Source organism: Nocardioides sp. Soil796, from assembly GCF_001429525.1.
Classification (GTDB): domain Bacteria; phylum Actinomycetota; class Actinomycetes; order Propionibacteriales; family Nocardioidaceae; genus Nocardioides.
Genome location: NZ_LMSQ01000019.1, coordinates 102,736 through 122,705 on the forward strand (window position 1 = coordinate 102,736; position 19,970 = coordinate 122,705).

Annotated in this window: 17 protein-coding genes; 4 read left to right on the forward strand and 13 right to left on the reverse strand. The window is 70.1% G+C overall.

Annotation, left to right across the window (positions count from 1 at the left end; genetic code table 11):
• Positions 1-9: 9 nt before the first annotated feature.
• Genes ASH02_RS17780 through ASH02_RS17820 form a run of 9 tightly spaced genes read right to left on the reverse strand, consistent with a single transcriptional unit; the run spans position 10 to position 6,122 of the window.
• A complete protein-coding gene (locus tag ASH02_RS17780; protein ID WP_056678789.1) occupies positions 10-441 on the reverse strand; it encodes a TadE/TadG family type IV pilus assembly protein in 432 nt (143 codons plus the stop codon).
• A complete protein-coding gene (locus ASH02_RS17785; protein WP_056678792.1) occupies positions 438-851 on the reverse strand; it encodes a TadE/TadG family type IV pilus assembly protein in 414 nt (137 codons plus the stop codon). Before ASH02_RS17785 ends, ASH02_RS17780 begins: the two co-directional genes overlap by 4 nt.
• Positions 848-1,243, reverse strand: a complete 396-nt coding sequence (locus ASH02_RS17790; RefSeq protein WP_056678796.1) for a TadE/TadG family type IV pilus assembly protein — start codon at positions 1,241-1,243, stop codon at positions 848-850. Before ASH02_RS17790 ends, ASH02_RS17785 begins: the two co-directional genes overlap by 4 nt.
• Positions 1,240-1,431, reverse strand: a complete 192-nt coding sequence (locus ASH02_RS17795) for a Flp family type IVb pilin (protein ID WP_056678799.1) — start codon at positions 1,429-1,431, stop codon at positions 1,240-1,242. The genes ASH02_RS17790 and ASH02_RS17795 overlap by 4 nt, the downstream gene beginning before the upstream one ends.
• A gap of 58 nt (positions 1,432-1,489) precedes the next feature.
• On the reverse strand, positions 1,490-2,407 hold the full coding sequence (locus ASH02_RS17800) for a type II secretion system F family protein (protein WP_056678802.1): 918 nt from the start codon (positions 2,405-2,407) through the stop codon (positions 1,490-1,492).
• On the reverse strand, positions 2,407-3,276 hold the full coding sequence (locus ASH02_RS17805) for a type II secretion system F family protein (protein WP_056678806.1): 870 nt from the start codon (positions 3,274-3,276) through the stop codon (positions 2,407-2,409). The genes ASH02_RS17800 and ASH02_RS17805 overlap by 1 nt, the downstream gene beginning before the upstream one ends.
• Positions 3,273-4,589, reverse strand: coding sequence for a CpaF family protein (locus ASH02_RS17810; RefSeq protein WP_056678808.1), 1,317 nt, complete (start codon positions 4,587-4,589; stop codon positions 3,273-3,275). Before ASH02_RS17810 ends, ASH02_RS17805 begins: the two co-directional genes overlap by 4 nt.
• 1 nt (position 4,590) lies before the next feature.
• Positions 4,591-5,370, reverse strand: coding sequence for a MinD/ParA family ATP-binding protein (locus tag ASH02_RS17815; protein ID WP_056892115.1), 780 nt, complete (start codon positions 5,368-5,370; stop codon positions 4,591-4,593).
• Positions 5,367-6,122: an SAF domain-containing protein gene (locus ASH02_RS17820; RefSeq protein ID WP_056678814.1), complete on the reverse strand. Its 756-nt coding sequence runs from the start codon at positions 6,120-6,122 to the stop codon at positions 5,367-5,369. Before ASH02_RS17820 ends, ASH02_RS17815 begins: the two co-directional genes overlap by 4 nt.
• A gap of 220 nt (positions 6,123-6,342) precedes the next feature.
• On the opposite strand from ASH02_RS17820, the gene ASH02_RS17825 reads away from it, so the two are divergent.
• On the forward strand, positions 6,343-6,633 hold the full coding sequence (locus tag ASH02_RS17825; RefSeq protein ID WP_056678818.1) for a WXG100 family type VII secretion target: 291 nt from the start codon (positions 6,343-6,345) through the stop codon (positions 6,631-6,633).
• A gap of 106 nt (positions 6,634-6,739) precedes the next feature.
• On the opposite strand, the gene ASH02_RS17830 is transcribed toward ASH02_RS17825, so the two are convergent.
• Positions 6,740-11,125 carry an FtsK/SpoIIIE domain-containing protein gene (locus ASH02_RS17830; protein WP_056678821.1) on the reverse strand — a complete coding sequence of 1,462 codons (4,386 nt, stop codon included), beginning with the start codon at positions 11,123-11,125 and terminating at the stop codon, positions 6,740-6,742.
• A 233-nt stretch (positions 11,126-11,358) separates the two neighbouring features.
• Here ASH02_RS17830 and ASH02_RS17835 point away from each other — a divergent pair, with 233 nt between their 5' ends.
• From ASH02_RS17835 to ASH02_RS17845, 3 genes are read left to right on the forward strand one after another with little or no spacing between them, the layout of a single operon-like run.
• Complete coding sequence (locus ASH02_RS17835) at positions 11,359-11,736, forward strand: hypothetical protein (RefSeq protein WP_156388830.1); 378 nt, start codon at positions 11,359-11,361, stop codon at positions 11,734-11,736.
• A gap of 4 nt (positions 11,737-11,740) precedes the next feature.
• The gene (locus tag ASH02_RS17840) at positions 11,741-14,476 is read left to right on the forward strand and encodes an alpha/beta hydrolase (RefSeq protein WP_056678828.1); all 2,736 of its coding nucleotides are present in this window, start codon (positions 11,741-11,743) and stop codon (positions 14,474-14,476) included.
• A gap of 14 nt (positions 14,477-14,490) precedes the next feature.
• Complete coding sequence (locus tag ASH02_RS17845) at positions 14,491-14,769, forward strand: hypothetical protein (RefSeq protein ID WP_056678831.1); 279 nt, start codon at positions 14,491-14,493, stop codon at positions 14,767-14,769.
• Between the two features lie 168 nt (positions 14,770-14,937).
• Here the strand turns inward: ASH02_RS17845 and meaB are convergent, their stop codons facing one another.
• From meaB to ASH02_RS17860, 3 genes are read right to left on the reverse strand one after another with little or no spacing between them, the layout of a single operon-like run.
• Positions 14,938-15,936, reverse strand: a complete 999-nt coding sequence (meaB, locus tag ASH02_RS17850; RefSeq protein WP_056678834.1) for a methylmalonyl Co-A mutase-associated GTPase MeaB — start codon at positions 15,934-15,936, stop codon at positions 14,938-14,940.
• Complete coding sequence (scpA, locus tag ASH02_RS17855; protein ID WP_082563609.1) at positions 15,936-18,107, reverse strand: methylmalonyl-CoA mutase; 2,172 nt, start codon at positions 18,105-18,107, stop codon at positions 15,936-15,938. Before scpA ends, meaB begins: the two co-directional genes overlap by 1 nt.
• On the reverse strand, positions 18,104-19,930 hold the full coding sequence (locus ASH02_RS17860; protein WP_056678837.1) for a methylmalonyl-CoA mutase subunit beta: 1,827 nt from the start codon (positions 19,928-19,930) through the stop codon (positions 18,104-18,106). The genes scpA and ASH02_RS17860 overlap by 4 nt, the downstream gene beginning before the upstream one ends.
• Positions 19,931-19,970: the final 40 nt, after the last annotated feature.

Below are 19,970 nucleotides of genomic sequence, written 5' to 3' on the forward strand. Positions count from 1 at the left end.
GGGGCGTGGTCATTGAGTCACCGCTTCCGCAGTGGCCGAGGCCGAGATGCTGAAGGTGTTGTAGTTGATCAGGCTGAGCAATTTGGTGTCCACCCGGTCGCTGGCCGCCACCGTGACCGTGTCGGCAGTGACCCGGACGTCGGTGACGGTGTAGCCGCGGCTGGTCAGGAAGGCGCGGGCCCGGGCCTCGGCGGCGGCCTCGTCGAGACTCGGGTCGCCGGAACCACGCAGGCCGTCGACGTCGATCTCCTGGGCACCCGCACGTGCCGCCTGCTCGACCTCGTCGGCGAGCTTCATCCGCGCGTTCAGGGCGGTCCCGCCGTCCAGGACGAGGCCGGCACACATCAGCAAGGTGATGGCCATCCCGACCACGAAGGCCGTCGCGGTGCCACGCTCGTCGCGGGTCCGGCGGCCGTGCTGCCGCTGCTGGTTCCCGCTCATTCGTACCTCCGGTAGGGGTCCAGCGGGACCGCGCTCTCGGCATCGACGCTGGCGCTGCCGGGAACCCCGATCAGGCCGAGCCCGTCGTACGAGACACTGCATTCGAGGTGCACCACGGCGGTGCCGCCCGGACCCCACACCCCGTCCAGGGAGACGGCGCTGCAGGTGGTCTGGTCGTCGAGGGAGCTGGCCACCACCTCGCGGGCGGCGGCAAGGGCGTCGGCCCGGGAGACCTGGAGCGACGCCGCGCGGGCGGCGTCCCGAGCGGTCGCGTCCACGTCTCCACGGACGGAGACATAGCGCCCGCACATGATGATGAAGACGATGAAGGCCATCAACACCGGAGCCAGCAGCACGACCTCGACGGCCATTGAGCCTCGCTCGTTCCGGCTGCGCTTGCGGAGGCTCATTCGGTCTCCACGAACCGCTCGATGGGTCCCTCGACCGTCTGGGACACCTCGGGTACGCCGAAGGGCAGGATCTCCTGGGCGTGGCCCGTGACCGTCACCCGCACCTTGTCGTTCCCGACCGCGACGATCTGGATCTTGTAGCCCTCGAGGACTCCCTTGCCGATGTTCTCGGCGTACTCCGCGCCGTTGCGGCGGGCGTCCGCGATGTCACCGGTGGCCCGGGCCACGCGGGCGGTCTCGCGCGCCACCGCGCTGGCGGCCTGGTTGCCCAGGAACACCAGCGTGGACTGAACGGCGAGCAGGATCACCAGCAGCAGGAGTGGCATGTAGAGCGCCAGTTCCACCGCGGATGCTCCGCGCTCGTCGCGCAGGCGGCGAGACCGCACTGTCATTCGTCCAGATTGATCGAATCGGCCTTGCCGCGGATCTTGGTCAACAGGATCGTTCCGACGGCCAGGGCGATCCCGACCAGAAGTGCGGTGATCACCACCCACTCGACGGCCGACACGCCGTCGTCGTTGCGACGGACACGCTCGACCCGGCCCCCGAGAAGTGTGAGCAGGAACTCGAGTTGAATCATCGTGGCATCTCCTTAGGTAGAACAGGACTGTCATTCCCCTTGTGGTCAGGCCCAAACCTCAGGCCAGGACCCGCGCGACCGCTGGGTACATGAGGAACAAGAGGAAGCCGACACAGAGCAACAGCTGGGCCACGAGCATCGACTGGGAACGGGCCGCGGCACGACCTTCGGCATCGGCGAGCTCCTTGCTGCGCATCGAGGCGGCGCGCGCTGCCAACGACTCACGGACCTTGGCACCGTCTTCGGCGACGAGGGCGAGGGCTGCGGCCAGGTCGCGCAGCTCGTCGACGTCGATCGCGTTGCCGAGCTCGCCGAGCGCGGCCCACGGGGTGATCCCCTGCAGCCGCGCTGCTTCGAGGGTGTCGCGGATCCGCACCATGGCCCAGCCGTCGGAGATGGCCGCGGCCGACTGGAGCGCCTCGGGCACCCCGCGTCCGCCGGCCAGGTTCATCGCGACGAGGTCGAGGAAGGCGCTGAGGACGTGGCGGAATCCGCGCTTGCGTTCGTCGGCGATCTTGCGCAGCTGGAGCCAGGGCACGGCTGCTCCGACGACGGCTCCGACCAGCATCAGCCACAACGGGACCAGCGGTGGGAAGAGGCCGAGGAACGAGGCGGGGAGCAGCGCGATGACCGGGAACAGGAACCCGAGCAGGCCGGCCATCAGCGACCGGGCCAGGAACATCTCGCGGGACTGGCCGGCCAGGCCCAGCTGTGCGGAGAGCGACGCCGGCATCTTGAGGCCCCGTGAGTCGAGTGACTCGGCCACTTCAGCGCCGAGCTTGCGCATGCGGGCGGACTCGGCCTGGTGCCGACGGTCCGCGGTCAGGCCGGCATCACGACGACCACGCTTGAGCTGCTCGTCGAACCGAGCCAGGCCGACCGGGCCGGACGCCGCTGGGCTCATGAACAGCAGTGCTCCGACCAGCACGCCCGCACCGACCAGGGCTCCGGCCAGCATCACCAGGATCTGGATCATCAGTCACGCCCCTTCGCGTCCAGGCTGCGCAGGAAGCGCTCCGGTGCCTCGAAGACCGACAGGCGACGCAGCCACATGATGCCGGCCGCGAAGAAGGCCAGCACGACGAGCAGGACGAGCTGACCGACCGGCGAACCGTACGGCTCGACGTACGCCGGGTTGAACAGCGCGAGGCCGACGACGAAGGCGATGGTGACGCCGACGACGATCTGCACACTGCGCTGGGTGCTGCGGCGCCCGGCGTTCACCCGTTGCCGCATCTCCAGCTCCTGACGTGCCGAGCCGGCCAGCGACGTGAGCACTCCGCGCAGGCCGGGGCCGCGGAGCCTGGAGTTGAGGATCAGCGCGGCAATGATCAGGTCTGCGCCGGAGTCGTCCATGTCGTCGGCGAATCGCTGCAGTGCCATCGGCAGCGGCACCCGCACCCGCAACCGGTCCGAGAGCGCGAACAGGTCTGAGGCGATGGCGGGTGAGGCGGCGTGCGCCGTCGCCGGGATCGCCTGCTCCAGGCCGACTGCTCCGGCCACGGTGTCGCGCAGGGACTCGGTCCAGGCGGCGAGGGCCTCGATCCGGGCCACCCCTTCTCGGGCGGCCCGGGTGCCCCCGAAGAGCCGGTCCCAGAACAGCACGAGCGCCGCGCACGCCAGGGCCACGACGATCCATTGCGTCAGGAGCAGCACCAGGAGTCCCGCACCGATGGCGAGCGGCAGCGTCCGGCCGGCCCCCTTGAGCTGGGCAAGGAGCTGTGAGGGTGCCGCCGCAACGCGCTCGGCGGGTCGCGGCGTGAGGGCGTGGACGAGCAGGAGCACACCACCCCCGACGGCGGCGCCGATGAGGATGACCAGGAGCAGGGTCGGGCTGGTGGTCACGGCGCCGTGTCCAGCCAGGTCGGCGCTGCCCCCGGGACATACCCGACCGCGGCCAGGTCATCGAGGCAGGAGATGCCCGCGGCCGGCTCAGCGACACCGTCGCGGCCGAGGGCGAAGACCTCGCTGGAGAGCACCCGCCCGTCGACGCCGTTGACCTCCCGGACAGAGGTGACGGTACGCCGGAGCAACCCACCCGCGGCGAACGTGTTGATCCGCTCGATGAAGACGACGAAGTCGATCGCGCCGCCGATCAGCATCATCGTGGCATCGGCGGGGAGCCGTTCGGCGCTCTGGATCGCGTAGGTGCAGATGCGGTTGAACACCTCGGCCGAGGAGTTCGCGTGGATGGTCGACAGGGAACCGTCGTTGCCCTGGCTCATCGCGTTGAGCATGGTCACGATCTCGTCGCCGAGCACCTCACCCACGATGACCCGGCTGGGGTTCATGCGCAGCGACCGGCGGACGAGCTCTCCCATCACGATCGCGCCCTGTCCCTCGGTGTTGGGCAGCCGCTCCTCGAAGGAGACCACGTTGGGGTGGAGGTCGGGGAACTCGCCGAGACCGAGCTCGAGGGCTCGCTCCACGGTGATCAGTCGCTCGGCCGGTTCGATCTCGTTGGCCAGGGCGCGCAGCAGCGTGGTCTTCCCCGCGTTGGTGGCGCCGGCGATCATGATGTTCTTCCTGGCCCGCACTGCGGCGGAGAGGAAGGCAGCCAGCTCGGGCGACATGGTGCCGTAGCCGACGAGGTCGTCGAGCATGACCCGGGACAGGCGAGCGCGACGGATCGACAGTGAGGGCCTCTGGCACACGCCCATCACCGCGGAGAGCCGCGACCCGTCCGGCAAGCGGATGTCGAGCTGCGGGTTGGAGGTGTCGAAGGCGCGGCTGGTCAGGCCGCTGTAGGCGCCGAGGGTCTGGACCAGCTCGATCAGCTCTTCGTCACTGTCGGCAACAGGTGCGCCGCGTTCCTCGCGACCGTTCGAGTAGCCGAGGAAGACGTTGTCGCAGCCGTTGATGTCGATGTTCTCGATGTCGGGGTCGTCGAGAAGGGGCTGCAGCCGCCCGACGCCGAAGAGCGCGGCATGCACCGCCTCCGCGAGGTGCCCCTCTTCGCCGGGAGTCATCGGGCTGCGCCCGGCGCTCACCTCTTCGCGGGCATAGCGGTCGAGCACCCGGCTGACCACGGCCCGGGCGAACTGCCGCTCGTCCTCCGCCGACATGGGCGGCAGGTTGTTCGCGGCGTCTTCACGACGCTGCCGGGCGAGGACCTCGGCAACCTCCTCGCGGAGGTTGCGCACGAGCTGTTGTTCCATCTCAGACCATCCCGATGCGCTGCTCGACGGACGGCACGCTGACCAGCGCCTGCGCGATCACGCGGGCCGACCTCGCAAGGAGCGTGCGCCCGGGGGCACCTGCACGGGTCGAGGTGAAGATGCCCGCGCCCTTGGCGTCCTCGGCGAAGACTCCGACGACCCTGGCCGGGATGCCCTCGGAGTCGAGGAGCTGCTGGAGGTGGGTGGCCGACTGGGTGTCGCGATAGGTCGTGGCGACCGCGATCAGCACCGGCGTACCGTCGGCGTCCCCCATCCGCAGGGACTTGCCGAACTGGAAGAGGCGACTGCGCAGGTGCGCCACCCCTTCCATGTCGGGTCGTACGACGACCAGCACGGCGTCGGCCTTGTGAATCACGGGGAGCGCGGCCGACCCGGCGCTCAGCTGACCGCAGTCGACGAGCACGTCCTCGGTGTGCCGCGCCAGCAGCGAGGGAAGCTGGGTCCACACCGAGCCGAGCCCGGTCAGCTGCTCCTGCGACGAGAGCCCCACCAGCACCGACTGGCCGAGGTTGGTCTGCTGGAGATGCTCGGACAGGTTGGTCTCGTCGGCGTCACGCCGGGCCGCAGCGGCCAGCGAGAGGAGGCCGTGGTCGGGGTTGAGCGGACCACCCTGCGGAGTCCGGCACCGCCAGAGGATGTCGCCGCCTGCCGGATCGGCGTCGACCAGCGCCACCGGCCGTGGCCAGACCGAGGCCAGCACCTGGCCGGCCAGGGTGACGCCGGGTGATCCCTTGGCCGAGCAGAGTGCGATCACGCTCACCGTGCGTCTCCGGAGCCAGAGGATTCCACGCTCAGCTCCGTGTCGGTCGACGCACCGCGCTGGAGCAGGGCCAGGCCAGCCTGATCGGCGCTCGCTGCGTCGACGACAGCGGCCGCGGCGGAGTCCGGGACGAGCAGGCTCACCGAGCCGGTGGACCCGCCCCCGAGGTCGTCGGCGCTCGCTGCACTGACGGAGAGCACCACGGCTTCGGTGATCGGCCGCGGCTCCTCCGACTTGTCGGAGCCGCCGACCCGGATCACCTGCACCAGGTCGCCCCCGCGCAGGCTCTTGCTCGGGGTGATCGCGGGGTTGAGCGGGACGGCGACCACGGCACGGTCCTCGCCGACCGGCTCCTCGCGCGTCAGCATCGTCTCGTCGATCAAGGTGTCCCGGCGGATCTGCACCTGTGCGTAGGTTCCACCGTCGAGCACCTGCTCCGCGAGGTCGCTGGGAATCAGCCGGAGCCCTTCGCTGGCCACCTTGACCTCCCGCAGGTCCGCCTTCGTGATCAGGGTGCCCGGCGGGATGTCGCGCGCCGCGGCGAGAACAGGCTCGCGGGAGTCCATCCGGACGGCCAGCAGGCCCGCGATCAGGGCGCCGCCGACGATGAGCAGGATGGCCAGCGCGGCCAGCCCGGGGCGCCGCTGGCGCGGGGGGTCGACCCGCCGACCCGCCGGAGTCGTTCCTCCGGACCGTCGGAACGCCCGGTTGCGCTGCTGCTCCGCGAGCGTTGATCCGTCGCCTGAACCCATGTGCCATTCCCCTAGTCGCTTACGAACCCCGGATGCTCGCTGCAACCGAGCAGCAGCCGTCATCGTAAGGGCCAACCTGGTCAGAGACCACCCAGCCCTACGGGCGTCGGCCCATGGTCTGCCCAGTCCTCCGGGGAGAGAAACCCATCGCGTCAAGGTTTCGCGGTGACGGCCTCGTGGAACGAGTAGCCGGACCAACACCTCGGACTAAGGAGCCATCATGGCTGCAGGAGACCACCGGATCGATCCCGAAGAGATTCGGTTGACGGCCAGCACCATCACGAAGATGGTTGCCGACCTGGAGACGAGCAAGAAGACCCTGGACAAGGCGGCAACGGACCTGACGGGCGGAGGGAGCTGGAGCACGCCGAAGGCGTCCCGCAAGTTCGACGAGCAGTGGAAGATGTGGAGTGACGGGCTCGAGAAGCTGCTCCACGTCGGCCCTGACTTCGCCAAGTGGCTGAACAACTACGCCAACGACGCCGACAACTTCGACCAGCACTACTCCTGATCGAACAAGCCGGAATGGGGCGGCACCCGGTGGGTGCCGCCCCGTTCGACATTTCGGCTGACGCTCTCGCTCGGAGCACGGCGACCCATTCGCTCAGGCCACGGCGCTAGGCGCGGAACGGCACCTGGACCACGGTCGCGTTGCCACCGGAGTCCAGCACCACTCCCCGGCCGGGATGTGTCTTCGACATCACCAGGCTGCGCGCCATGCGGGCGTCGTAGATGTCCGCGTCACTTGCGCTCTGGGGCGACAGCAACAGGCCCTGCCGCGACTTGCGGGCGTCGTACACCCAACCGCTGTAGCCGCTCCCGAGGTCGTTGACGTCGCCGGCCACGACGATCCGCCAGTTCCTGGCCCTGGCCAGGGACACGACGTCATCGAGGGCCTCGCCGACGTTGCCGCTGCGCATCATGTCGCCGTCGTCGACCAGCAGCACTCCCCCGGCGGGCAGTGCCGCGATCCAGGTGTCGATCTCTTCCACGCTCATCGTGTGGTGGTCGACCAGCGCCTCCTCGCCGAGCTCGTCCGCGAGAGCGTTGCCGACGCCGAGGACTCCCTTCACCGGCACGCCCGCTGCCCGGGCCGCGGCCGCCACGAACCTCAGTGCCGCGGTCTTCCCCGACTTCGAGGGTCCGGCGATCACCGCCGTCCCGGCACCGGACAGGTCAAGGCTGACCAGGGCAAGCTCGTCGCCTCCGATGCCGAACGGCAGGAGGCCGTCACGGACCGACGCGGCCGCATCACGCAGCAGCTCTTCCGTGTCGCCGTCGTGAGCGGCCAGGTCGGGCAGCTCCCGCAGCTGGAAGGGCCTCTGTGCCGCGGGTACGTCGGCATCACGTGCCTCGTTGCGCAGCGCGATCTCTCGCAGTGCCGCGTTCTGTCCGGCGCCGCTGACCTCCGCAGAGAGCAACGCGATCTGGCGTTCGACGACCGGGTCCGGGGTGAGCGCGCGACCGTCCGGCATGTTCTCCGGCACCTGCTTGGCCTGGATGCCGGCGGAGCTGAACTCGTCCCTGTCGGCCAGCCGGAGCACCAGCTTGTCCTCCACCAGCGGCCCCATCCGGCCGCTGACCAGGGTCCGGTCGCCGGAGACCACGACGGTGACGCCGACCGAGGGTCCGTCGCGGAGCAGGTTCTGCACCTGCTCCGCCATCCGGCCTCCGTCGACCTCCCCCAGGGTCGCCATGAAGCCGTCCCAGCGGTCGAGCAGGAAGACGACGTACGGCGGCCGCTCGTCCTGCGGCATGCCTTCGCGCAGCTCGGCCAGGTCCGAGACCCCGACGCGTCCCATCAGCGCCTGTCGTTCGTCGACCAGGGCGGTGAGCCTGTCGATCAGGCGCCCGGCCCGGCTGGTCTGGGTCCGGCTGACCACCGCGCCGGTGTGGGGCAGCGCCTGCAGGCCGAGCAGCGCGCCGTTTCCGCAGTCGAGTCCGTAGATGCTCAGGTCGGCCACCGGCACCGCGTCGGCGAGTGCCCCGGCGAAGGTGCGCAACGCCGTGGACCGTCCGCTGCGCGGGCCGCCGAGGACGTAGAGGCTGCCGTTGCGCCCGAGCTGGAACACCGCCGGGCGCTGCGCCTGCTCGGCCGGGAGGTCGATCAGCCCCCAGGCCGCCGGAGGAGGCAGTCGCGGGTCGCGCTCCTCCTCCGGCAGGGACGGCAGGTCGCCCAGGGTGATCAGGTCGGGGAGCGCGTCGAGCCACGGGCGGTGGGCCGGCGGGATCGCCATCCGGTCGGTCAGGCTGCCCACTGCGTCGACCAGCGCCGAGAGGTCGGTGTCGGCCTCGTCGGTCTCCACGGACTTGTCCGTGGGACGTGCCGGCAGCGGCAGGCCGAGGTGGTCCCAGTCGACCGCCCACGCCAGGGGCTCGACGAACTCCGGTTGCTCCTGTGCCGTCGCGTCCGGGCTGCGGCCGCCGACACGACCGCTCTGGAACGGCATCAGCGTGGAGGCCCCACTGCGCACGTAGGCGCGACCCGGCTGGTGCTTGCCGATCATCGCCGCGTCCGAGGAGTCGATGACGTCCTCACTGTCGCCAGCGTCGGTGACCCGCAGCGAGATGCGCAGGTTGGTGTTGGCCTTGATGTCCGCGGACACCACGCCACTGGGTCGTTGGGTGGCGAGCACCAGGTGGATGCCGAGCGAGCGACCTCGCTGGGCGATCGAGACCAGGCCGTTCACGAAGTCCGGCAGCTCGGCGACCATGCTGGCGAACTCGTCGATCACCAGGACCAGCCGCGGGATGGGCGGCAGGTCCGGTTGCTTGCCGCGCAGGGCCCAGTAGTCCTCGAGGTCCTTGGCGCCCGGGCCGGCGAGCAGGTGCTCCCGGCGATGCAGCTCGGCACCGAGCGAGACCAGCGCCCGACCCACGAGGTGCGTGTCGAGGTCGGTCACCATGCCCACGGTGTGCGGGAGCCGGGCACAGTCCTTGAACGCCGACCCGCCCTTGTAGTCGACGAGCACGAAGGTGAGGTCGTCCGGCCGGTTGGCCACGGCGAGCGAGGCGACCAGTGTCTGCAGCAGCTCGGACTTTCCGGAGCCCGTCGTACCGGCCACCAGCGCGTGGGGGCCGTCGCGTCGCAGGTCGAGGCGGAACGGTCCGTCGTACCCGGCACCGACCACCACGTCGGTGGTCGGGCTGCCGGCCCAGCGGAGCGCGATGCCCTGCGGGGTCGGCGGGTCGAGGTCGATCTGTTCGAGGAGCCGCGCCGACGAGGGCAGGCCGGCCGAGTCCTCCTGGGGCGTGGTGTCGCGCAGCGGAGCCAGGCAGCGGGCCACCGTCTCGCACCACGTCGGCTCGACGAGGTCGGGTACGACGCCCAAGGTGTCCTCGGCGGTCGTCTCATGGATCCGCAGGCCGTCGGTCTCGATCACGGCCACGGCCTTGCACTCGGCCGGGAGCTGGCGGGCCTCCGCATCAAGGCAGATCACCCGGACGCCGACGAGGGGGCCTCGGCGGAGCAGCTCGACGACGGCCGGCAGGGCGCGGAGTCGGCGCGCGCCGTCGAGGAAGACGACGTAATCGGGTCCGACCCGATCCTTGCTCTTCGCGGCGCCGCTCGCCTCACGTTGCTCGATCACGGCGAGGATCTCGTTGAGCCGCCTGCCGACCGACTCCTGCCGGGTCCCGACCGCCGCACTCACCCCGTCGGCCTCGTCGCGGGCGTGCGGGAGCCAGCGCACCCAGTCCCACTTCTCCTCGCCGGCATGGTCGCTGATCACCACGAGCCTGACGTCGCGAGGGCTGTGCAGCAGGGCGACCTGGGCGATCAGCCAGGACGCGAGAGGTACGGCGGCCTCGGGGTTGCCGGCCACACCGATGACGCCCAGCTGGGCGAGCCCCAACCAGGTGGGCACGGCCACGAGCGGCGGCAGCTCCGGGGCCTCCTCGCTCTTGTCGTGGTGCTGCTCCACGGTCAGCTCGGGAGCCATCTCGGTCAGCCCGAGCCGCAGCCGGAGGTGGTCGCCATCGTCGGGTCGCCGCTCCCACAACCGAGGGCCCGGACCGATCGCCTGGCTGATCCAGTCTGCGGGGTCGGGAAGCTCGAAGCGCTTCTCCGTGCGTTCGAGCACCCGGGCTGCCGCGATCCGCTTCTCCAGCGCCACGACTGTGGCGTCGTACTCGACGACCTTCTGGCGATACTCCTTGCGGTTGTAGACCTTGTCGCTGATGAAGTTCGCCAGCGCGAGCAGCGGCGACATCAGGCCGAAGAGCAGGTAGCGCATGTTGTCGAGGAGCAGGGCCATCGGCACGGCCATCACGGCCGGCGCCAGCACCATGACCCACGGCAGCGGACGCCCGCGCGGCTCCTCCGGCCTCGTCGGCATGTGGAAGGCCCGCTCCCGCGGCGGCGGCATGATCCGGGGTGGGCGGTTGAACTCGATCAGGGCCTCGGCGGCGTTCATCGCCACGTCGGCGCGGCCCGAGCCGAGCGGTGCCCGGGCCAGCACGGTGTCGCCGATCAGGAGATGCCCACCCTCGGGCCACGCGGTGGCCTCGGTGATCTCGACCTCCTCGAGCGAGGCGACGACACCGTCTGCGACCTCGACCGTCACCGACCCGTCAGGGGTGGCGTCGACGCGGAGCGCGGCAGGTGGCAGGCGTACGTCGGGCAGCGACCACTCCGGCGAACCGCAGCCGATGGTGGTGTGGCCGAGTGGCAGTCGGTGAATGCGCCCGGCCCCCGGCCCGGCCACCACGCGCAGCTCCGCCACCCCGGAGGGGACCGCCCGGGTGATCCGGTCAGCCGGTTCGAACAGCGCGACCACCGATCCGGCGTGGACACCGGCCTCCCCCGTCGGGGTGGCCGGGTCGACCCGCTGGCCGTCGACCCACAAGGGGATTCGCTTCGCGAAGTCCGGATGCACCTGCTCACCGAGGAGGTCCAGGAGCGGAGGTAGCAGGGCTCCCACGGGCGCCTCGGCGTCACTGTCGACGACAGCGTTGACAGCGCGGCCGTTGCGCCCGTCCAGCAGCGTGAGCGTCAGCCGCACGTCGTACCCACCTTCCCCGAGGATGCCTGGCGGTCAGTATGCCGTCACGCGTCACATTCGCACGACAGACGTTTCGATGTGCAAGGCCGGGGAAGACGCTGAGCTCAGGACCGATCCGCGCGACGTAGGGTGCCCAGATGATTCGCAGAGCCAGCTTGGTCCTTGTTTCGTTGACCCTCGTCCTCTCCGGTTGCGGCACGGACGACGACTCGCCCTCCGGGAAGGAATCCGACATGACACCCGATGAGGCCTACGCGGCACTCGAGAAGGTCAGCCTCGACCTCCTGAACGAGGTCGCCCAGCCCGGCACCATCGAGAAGGGCGAGCAGGGCCGCCCCGTGCCCTGCGGAGGTCCGGGCGGCAACGAGCGGAACAAGATCAAGTTCAGCTACTCGGCCACGGCCTCTGCCGCCGATCCGGCCACGGTCATGGAGTCGGCACGCACGACGCTCACCGGCCGCGGTCTCGAGGTCGCCGGACCCGACTCGACCGCAGTCGGCGATCAGCTGTCCTTCAGCGGAGATGCCTTCACCGCCGGTCTGACGCTGCGCAAGAACGGGCTTCTCGAGGCCGGCGGCGAGACCGCGTGCCTGGACGACCCCGACCAGTGACCCGATGACCGACCACTTCAGCCTCGACGTCGACCCGGAGTCTCTCCGGGCCGCTGGTCGACGCCTGAAGCGGATCGTGACCATGCTCGACGAGCGGGCACCCAAGGTGGTCGCCACACCCGACCAGATCGGCGACCAGTGGACCGGCCCACCGGCCAGCAAGGTGAAGTCCGAGATGACCACGCTCGGCGAGACGCTCACCAGCGCGAGGCCCAAGGTGAAGAGCGCCATGCGGGCCGCCAACCACCTGGCCACCCTCTACGACGACGCCCTCGAGCAGCTCCCCTCGCTGAACAGGCGATGGGCGGAGACCGTCGCCGACCACAAGGCGGCACTCGCCCAGGCCAGCTCGGACCAGGCCAAGGCGGTCAAGGAGGCAACCAGGTCCGGTGAGATCGACATCGCCGACGAGGTCCGCATCCGGAAGATCAACGGCGGACAGACCCGGGCCGCCGCGTCGGCCATGTCGGCGGCACAGGCCAGGCTGACCACGGAGTTCGAGGACCTGCAGGCCGACCTCCGACGCGACACCCGCGATGCTGCCCGGGAGTTCCGCGAGAATCTCCTCGTGAAGGCGCCGGCGCTGGATCCGAACGGCCCGATCTCCAACCGGGGCAGGGTCCTGTCCCTCACCCAGTGGCGCGCGCAGGCGAAGGAAGCGCTTCTCACCGACCTGCCCCTCACCGACGGTCACTACGACGCGGTGGCCGAGGAGGAGGAGTGGCGAAACGCCCTCAAGACCCATGGCCTCGAAGTCCCCGCCGACTTCGACAAGGAGCACGGCAAGGAGCTGGTGGCGGCGCTGGACGACAAGCTCGCCGAGCTGGAGGGGCTCGACGACAAGGCCCGCTCCGAGGCAATCACCAAGTGGGCCTCGGGCCTCGACCCCACCGACCTGTCCCTCCTGGCCATCCTCGACGCCGAGCGCGTCGGCAACCTCGACGGAATTCCCAACCAGGCGCGCTACGCCGCAAACCGGGTCAACCTGACCGCCGGGATCGAGGCCGAGAAGGAGCAGCTCGCCAAGTACTGGGACCCGCCACCCGGCAAGGACGATGACGGGTGGGCCGAGTACACCCGTCTCAACGGCCGCATCGACATGCTCGAGGAGCTCCTCTCGGGCAAGGCCGACTACGTCGACCCGGACACCGGCGCCAAGGTGCAGCGGCCCTATCAGACGCTGGTCTTCGTGCCACCGACGTACGACGGCGACAAGGTCACCGACGACGGCAGGCTGGCTGCGGTGATGGGCAACCTGGACAAGGCCAAGTACGTCGGCACAGTGGTTCCCGGCATCACGAACCGGATCGACAACTTCGACGCCACGCTCGACAAGGCGATCAACACCCACGAGATGGCCCCCGACAGCGCCACCATCGCCTGGCTGGGCTACGACACTCCCGAGTTCAAGGACGCTTCGTCGACCGAGAAGGCCGAGATCGGTGGGGCGAACCTGAAGAGCTTCACCGACGGGCTGGTCCGGGCCGAGGGGTCGGAACTCTCGATCATGGCCCACAGCTACGGCACCCTGGTCACCTCGAAGGCGCTCCAGGCGGGGATGCGCCCCGACCGGGTCGTGCTCTTCGGCTCCCCCGGGCTCGGCGAGAACATCAATACCAGGGACGACCTCGGCATCCCCGACGACATCCCGATCTACGCCCTCCGTGCCCCCGGCGACCCGGTCTCCATCACTGCCGGCCACGGCACGGACCCGGTCGACATGGAAGGCATCATCCGGCTGGACACGGACTGGTCGGGTCCGGAGGACGTGACCGGTCACTCGCAGTACACCAACAGGAAGACGCAGTCCCTGATCAACATCGCCGGGGTGCTCCAGGGCTGGACGGTGCGCCCCGACGGTTACAACGGCCCGGGCAACTTCCTGGTCGAGGGCGGCAACCCGCTCGACGAGGACGGACTGGCCGGCCCCTACAACGAGAACCTCCGCGCCCTGGTCGACGAGCTCCAGGCCGAGGTCCCCAACGAGAACCTCGAGCGCTTCGTGTCGCACCTCGAGACCAGGCTGCAGAACATCGTCGAGGGCGGCACGAAGCCCGGCTTCGATGACATCCCGGAGCTGACCGACCTGATCCGGACGGCGATGAGCGACTCGCAGCTCGGCGAGCACCTCACCGAGCAGGAGCTCGAGCAGGCGCTCATCGACGCCGGGTTCGCCGACAAGACGGGAGACCTGGTCGGCGACATCGTGCGCGACAAGGTCGGTGACTTCGACCAGCTCGACGACCTCAGCATTCCGATCACCATCCCGCTCCCCGGACCCGGCCCCTTCGGCGGGCCGTTCACGTTCAACCTGAACGTGCCCGACGGTGCCAACGAGCATCTCGCCGACATCCTGGGCAACGTCACCGACAGTGGCCTGACCAAGCTGAGCGAGCTCGCCGTGAACGTTCTCCCTGGCATGGAGGGCCTCCTCGACACCGCTGACGTCATCTACACCGCGGTCGACGGCGTCAAGAAGACCATCACCCTCGTCAAGTCCACGCCGGCCATTCTCAGGACGGCCCTCCACCTCACCACGGAGAAGGCGAAGGACGAGGTGATCGAGACGATCGCCGAGCTGACCGTCGGGACCCTCACCACCGTGGACCACGTGGTCGAGGGAGGTCGCAACGTGATCGAAGGCGGACGAGAGGCGCTCGACGACGGTCGTGAAGCCCTGGAGGACGTGGGCGAGAGCATCAGCAAGAGCAAGCTCAACCCGGGCAACTGGCATCTCTGACCGAGGAGGCAACGATGGCGACACGCATGACCGAAGAGGCGGCACGGGTGGTGCGCACCCGGTTCAGCTCGACCAGCCAGTCACTGAACGGCGCCGCGCTCGACCTGCGCGCGCTGCAGGAGGAGATCTCGTCCGGCGCCGGGGAGTTCCGCCCGGAGATCTCCGACGACGCGGGAAACTTCCAGCGGTCCTGGCGAAGCGTCCTGGAGATCCTGAGCGACAGCTCGGCGGTCATCGCCGGCAACACCAACGCCCAGTACCTCGACCTGACCGACGTCGACAACGGCAGTTGACCTGTCGCCAGTTCAAGTCGATCCGTCGCCAGTTCAAGTCGACCCGTCGCCAGTTCATCCCGAACAGGGAACATTCGCGACGGGTCGATCGAAACTCACGACGGGTCGACCGAAACTGGCGACAGGTCGACCGAAACTGGCGACGGGTCGATCGGAACTGGCGACGGGTCAGTGTTCGTCGTACGCGGCGAGGATGCGGTCGGCGGCCTCGGGCGCGGCCATGTCGCCGGCCAGCACCGCGGTGCGTACGTCGTCGCGCACGGCGGCCACACCCGGTGAGCGTCGCAGGCGCTCGGCGAGCTCATCGCGCACCAGTGCCCAGGTGAAGTCGAGCTGCTGGTCGGCACGCTTGCGGGCCAGGCCCTTCTCGCCGAGGTGCTCGCGGTGGTCGAGGATGCGCTGCCAGACGTCGTCGACGCCGATGTTCGTCAGGCCGGAGCAGGTCACCACCGGAGGCGCCCACTCCCCCTTGCCCTGCACCAGGCGCATCGCGCCGGCCAGCTCGCGGGCCGCGACCCGGGCCTCGCTCTCCCCCGCGTTGTGACCGCCCGCGTCGTCGGCCTTGTTGACCGCGATGACGTCCGCGATCTCGAGGATGCCCTTCTTGATGCCCTGCAGCTGGTCGCCGGTGCGGGCCAGGGTGAGGAACAGGAAGGTGTCGACCATGCCGGCCACGGTCACCTCGGACTGGCCGACACCGACGGTCTCGACGAGCACGACGTCGTGTCCAGCCGCCTCGAGGATGATCATCGCCTGCGTCGTCGCGCGGGCCACGCCACCGAGGGTGCCCGCCGACGGCGACGGACGGATGTAGGCGCCGGGGCTGGCCGAGAGCCGCGCCATCCGGGTCTTGTCGCCGAGCACCGAGCCGCCGGTGCGCACCGACGACGGGTCCACGGCGAGGACGCCGACCTTGCTCCCGGCCTCGACCAGGGTCATGCCGAGCGCCTCGATGAAGGTCGACTTGCCGACGCCGGGCACGCCAGAGATGCCGACCCGCACTGCGCCACCGGAGTCGGGGGTCAGCTCGGCGAGCAGCTCGCGCGCGGCCACCCGGTGGTCGGGGCGCGACGACTCGACCAGGGTGATCGCCCGCGACACCGCGGCACGCTGCCCCTCACGGACGCCTGCGACGAGCGCGGGTACGTCGACCTGCCGGCGAGACATCAGTGGGAGAGCTTCTCCAGCAGGTCGATCGCGGACTCCGCGATGACCGTGCCGGGGAGGAACACGGCGGCCGCGCCCATCTCCTTGAGGGTCTCCACGTCGTCGGGCGGGATGACCCCGCCGATGACGATCATGATGTCGGGACGCCCGAGGTCCGCCAGTGCCTGCTTGAGGGCAGGCAGCAGCGTGAGGTGGCCCGCGGCGAGCGAGGACACACCGACGATGTGCACGTCGGCGTCCACGGCCTGCTGCGCGACCTCCTCGGGCGTGGAGAACAGCGGGCCCACGTCGACGTCGAACCCCATGTCGGCGAAGGCGGTGACCACGACCTTCTGCCCGCGGTCGTGGCCATCCTGGCCCATCTTCGCGACGAGGATGCGGGGGCGACGGCCCTCGTCCTCCTCGAACTTCTCGGTCGCGGCGACGACCGCGTCGACCGCGGAGTTGCCGCCCTCGGAGGCTTCGGACCTGTACACACCGCTGATCGTACGGATCACGGCCTGGTGCCGGCCGTAGACCTTCTCGAGAGCCTCGGAGATCTCGCCCACGGTGGCCTTCGCACGAGCCGCGTCAACGGCCAGGGCGAGCAGGTTGCCGTCGAGCGAGCCCTTGCTGGCACCCCGCTCGGCCGAGTTCGTCAGGGCCTCCAGCGAACGGCGTACGTCGTCGTCGTTGCGCTCGGCACGGAGCCGCTCGAGCTTGGCGATCTGCTGCTTGTAGACGTCGTCGTTGTCGACCCTGAGGACGTCGAGCTGGTCCTCGGCGGCGAGCCGGTAGGTGTTGACCCCGATCAGCTTCTGCGCGCCCGAGTCGATGCGGGCCTGGGTGCGGGCCGCCGCCTCCTCGATGCGCATCTTCGGGATGCCCTGCTCGATCGCGGCCGCCATGCCACCGGCCTTCTCGGCCTCCTGGATGTGCTTCCAGGCGCGCTCGGCAAGGTCGTGCGTGAGCCGCTCGACGTAGTAGGAACCGGCCCACGGGTCGATGATCTCGGTGGTCCGCGACTCCTGCTGCAGCAGCAGCTGGGTGTTGCGGGCGATGCGGGCCGAGAAGTCGGTCGGCAGCGCGATCGCCTCGTCGAGGGCGTTGGTGTGCAGCGACTGGGTGTGGCCCTGGGTCGCGGCCATCGCCTCGATCGCGGTGCGCTGCACGTTGTTGAAGACGTCCTGTGCGGTCAGCGACCAGCCGGAGGTCTGCGAGTGCGTGCGCAGGCTCAGCGACTTCGGGTTGGCCGGGTCGAACTGGCGCACCAGGCGGGCCCACAGGGCACGCGCGGCACGCATCTTCGCGACCTCCATGAAGAAGTTCGTGCCGATCGCCCAGAAGAAGCTGAGCCGCGGCGCGAACTGGTCGATCGTCATACCGGTCTCGAGGCCCGCGCGGATGTATTCCACACCGTCGGCCAGCGTGTAGGCGAGCTCGAGGTCGTTCGTCGCCCCGGCTTCCTGGATGTGGTAGCCGGAGATGGAGATCGAGTTGAAGCGCGGCATCTTCGCCGAGGTGTAGCTGAAGATGTCGGAGATGATCCGCATCGACGGCGCCGGCGGGTAGATGTAGGTGTTGCGGACCATGAACTCCTTGAGGATGTCGTTCTGGATGGTCCCCGCGAGCTGTTCCGGCTTCACCCCCTGCTCCTCGGCGGCGGCGATGTAGAGCGCCAGCACGGGCAGCACGGCACCGTTCATGGTCATCGACACCGACATCGTGTCGAGCGGGATGCCGTCGAAGAGGGTGCGGGTGTCGTAGATCGAGTCGATCGCCACACCGGCCATGCCGACGTCGCCGCGCACCCGCGGGTGGTCGGAGTCGTAGCCGCGGTGCGTGGCCAGGTCGAACGCGACGCTGAGGCCCTTCTGCCCGGCCGCGAGGTTGCGGCGGTAGAACGCGTTGGACTCCTCGGCGGTCGAGAAGCCGGCGTACTGGCGGACCGTCCACGGCTGGGTGGTGTACATCGTCGGGTAGGGCCCGCGCAGGAACGGGCTCAGGCCGGGCCACGTGTCGAGGGCGTCGAGGCCCTCGAGGTGCTCGGGGCCGTAGACCGGCAGCACCGGGATGCCCTCGGGGCTCTGCCAGGGCTCGGCGGCGCTCTCGGTCCGTTGGTCTCGAGACGGTTGCTGCGCAACCTCCTCAACCAGCGGCAGGCCAGCGAAGCTCTTCGGGACGGTGCTCATGCGAGGTGCTCCCTCGTGGTGTTCAGGAAGGTGAGTGCGTCCACACCGACCGCGGCCGAATCGTCAACCAGGTCTGGGGAAACGGTCTTGTCGCCGGCCTTGCCGGCCAGCACCACGTGACGCGCACCGGCCTCGCGCAACTTGGCGACCAGGTCGGCACCCCACTCGGCGTACGTCGGGTCGGCGCCGGCCAGGCAGACCACCGGCTGGCCGTCGTACGCCGCGAGCACGGCGTCGACGCCGTCGGTGGCACCGGCCACGACCACACTGATGCCACCCGCGGCGAACAGGTTGCTGGCGAACGTGGCGCGGGCGGTGTGCGAGGCGACGCTGCCCATCGTGGCCAGGAAGACCGGAGTCGCGGCGGGCTCGTCGCGCAGGGCCTCGAACGGCGCACCGTAGCGGCGTACGGCGTCCATGGCCGGGTGCCCCGGACGCTCGGGCAGGGCCTCGCCGAGGTTCGGAAACTCGCTGATGCCGGTCAACGGGCGGGTGCGGTGGGCGATCTGGTCGTCACGCTCGGCCACCACCGCGTCGATCCGCGACTGGAACGAGCCGTCCTCGAGCGCGGCCAGGATTCCGCCCGCCTCCTCGATGCGGCCGAACTCCGCCCAGGCCGCCTCGGCCAGGTCGTCGGTCAGCTTCTCGACGGCGTAGGAGCCACCGGCCGGGTCGACGACCTTGGCGACGTGGGACTCGGAGATCAGCAGTGACCCGGTGTTGCGGGCGATCCGGCGACCGAACGCGTCGGGGATGCCGAGGGCGGAGTCGAACGGCAGCACCGTCACGGCGTCCGCGCCACCGACACCGGCGGCGAACGAGGCCACCGTGGTGCGCAGCATGTTCACCCACGGGTCGTACTTGCTCATCATCGGGCGCGAGGTGACGGCGTGCTGGCGCTGGCCGTCGCCTTGGTCGGCGGGGGCCAGGCCGCTCAGCTCCGCCACGCGCGACCAGAGGCGGCGAGCCGCCCGGAACTTCGCGATGGTCGGGAACTGCTCGTCGGTGGCCGCATAGCGGAACTCCACCAGGCGCAGCGCATCGGCCACCGAGCGGCCGTTCGCGGTCAGGTGGCGGAGGTAGGTCGCGCCGACGGCGAGGCTGTAGGCCAGCTCCTGCGCGTCGGAGGCACCGAGGTCGTGCACGGCGGTCGCGTCGACGACGACGCCCAGGGCACCGATCTCCTCGGCCTTGGCGGCCACCAGGTCGAGCACGTCGAGCGAGATGGCGCCTTCACCGCGCACCTGCGCGGCGATCGGGTCGGCGGCCAGGTTCGTGCCCTCGGCCGGGGTGACGCCGCGGTCGGCGTAGAGCGCGGCCAGCGCCTCCGCGGCGGCGAACGGGTCCTCGGCGGCGTCGAGCACCACGGGGGCCAGGTCGATGAACACGCCCTCCAGTGCGGCCTCGAGGTCCGCCGGCGCGAGCGTCGTACCGACCTCGAGCCACAGGGACGTCGAGCCGTTCTCCAGGTCGACCAGCGCCGCCTCGTTCAGGGCCTTCGCGTCCAGACCGAAGAGGTAGGGGCGGATGTCCCAGCCGATCTCGGGCCGTGCGGCCAGGCGGCCGCGGGTGAAGGGAGCCGCGCCGGGTACGCCGGTCGGGGCGAGGCCGGCGACCGAGTCGAGGGTGCCGATCGGTGCGACCGAGATGCCGTCGAGGGTCCGCCGCGCGAGCTTCTCCCAGACGGCGGCGTCGGGGGCGTCGTCGGCAAGCTTGCGGGTCTTGCGCAGCACGGCCGCGGTGCTCTTCTCCCAGTCCGCGGCGGAGTGCTGGTCCTCGGGACCAGCCAGGGCGAGGCGGTCCGGATCAGGGCCAGATGTCATGGTCCGCACAATAGGGAACCCACAGCCTGACGGCCACTCG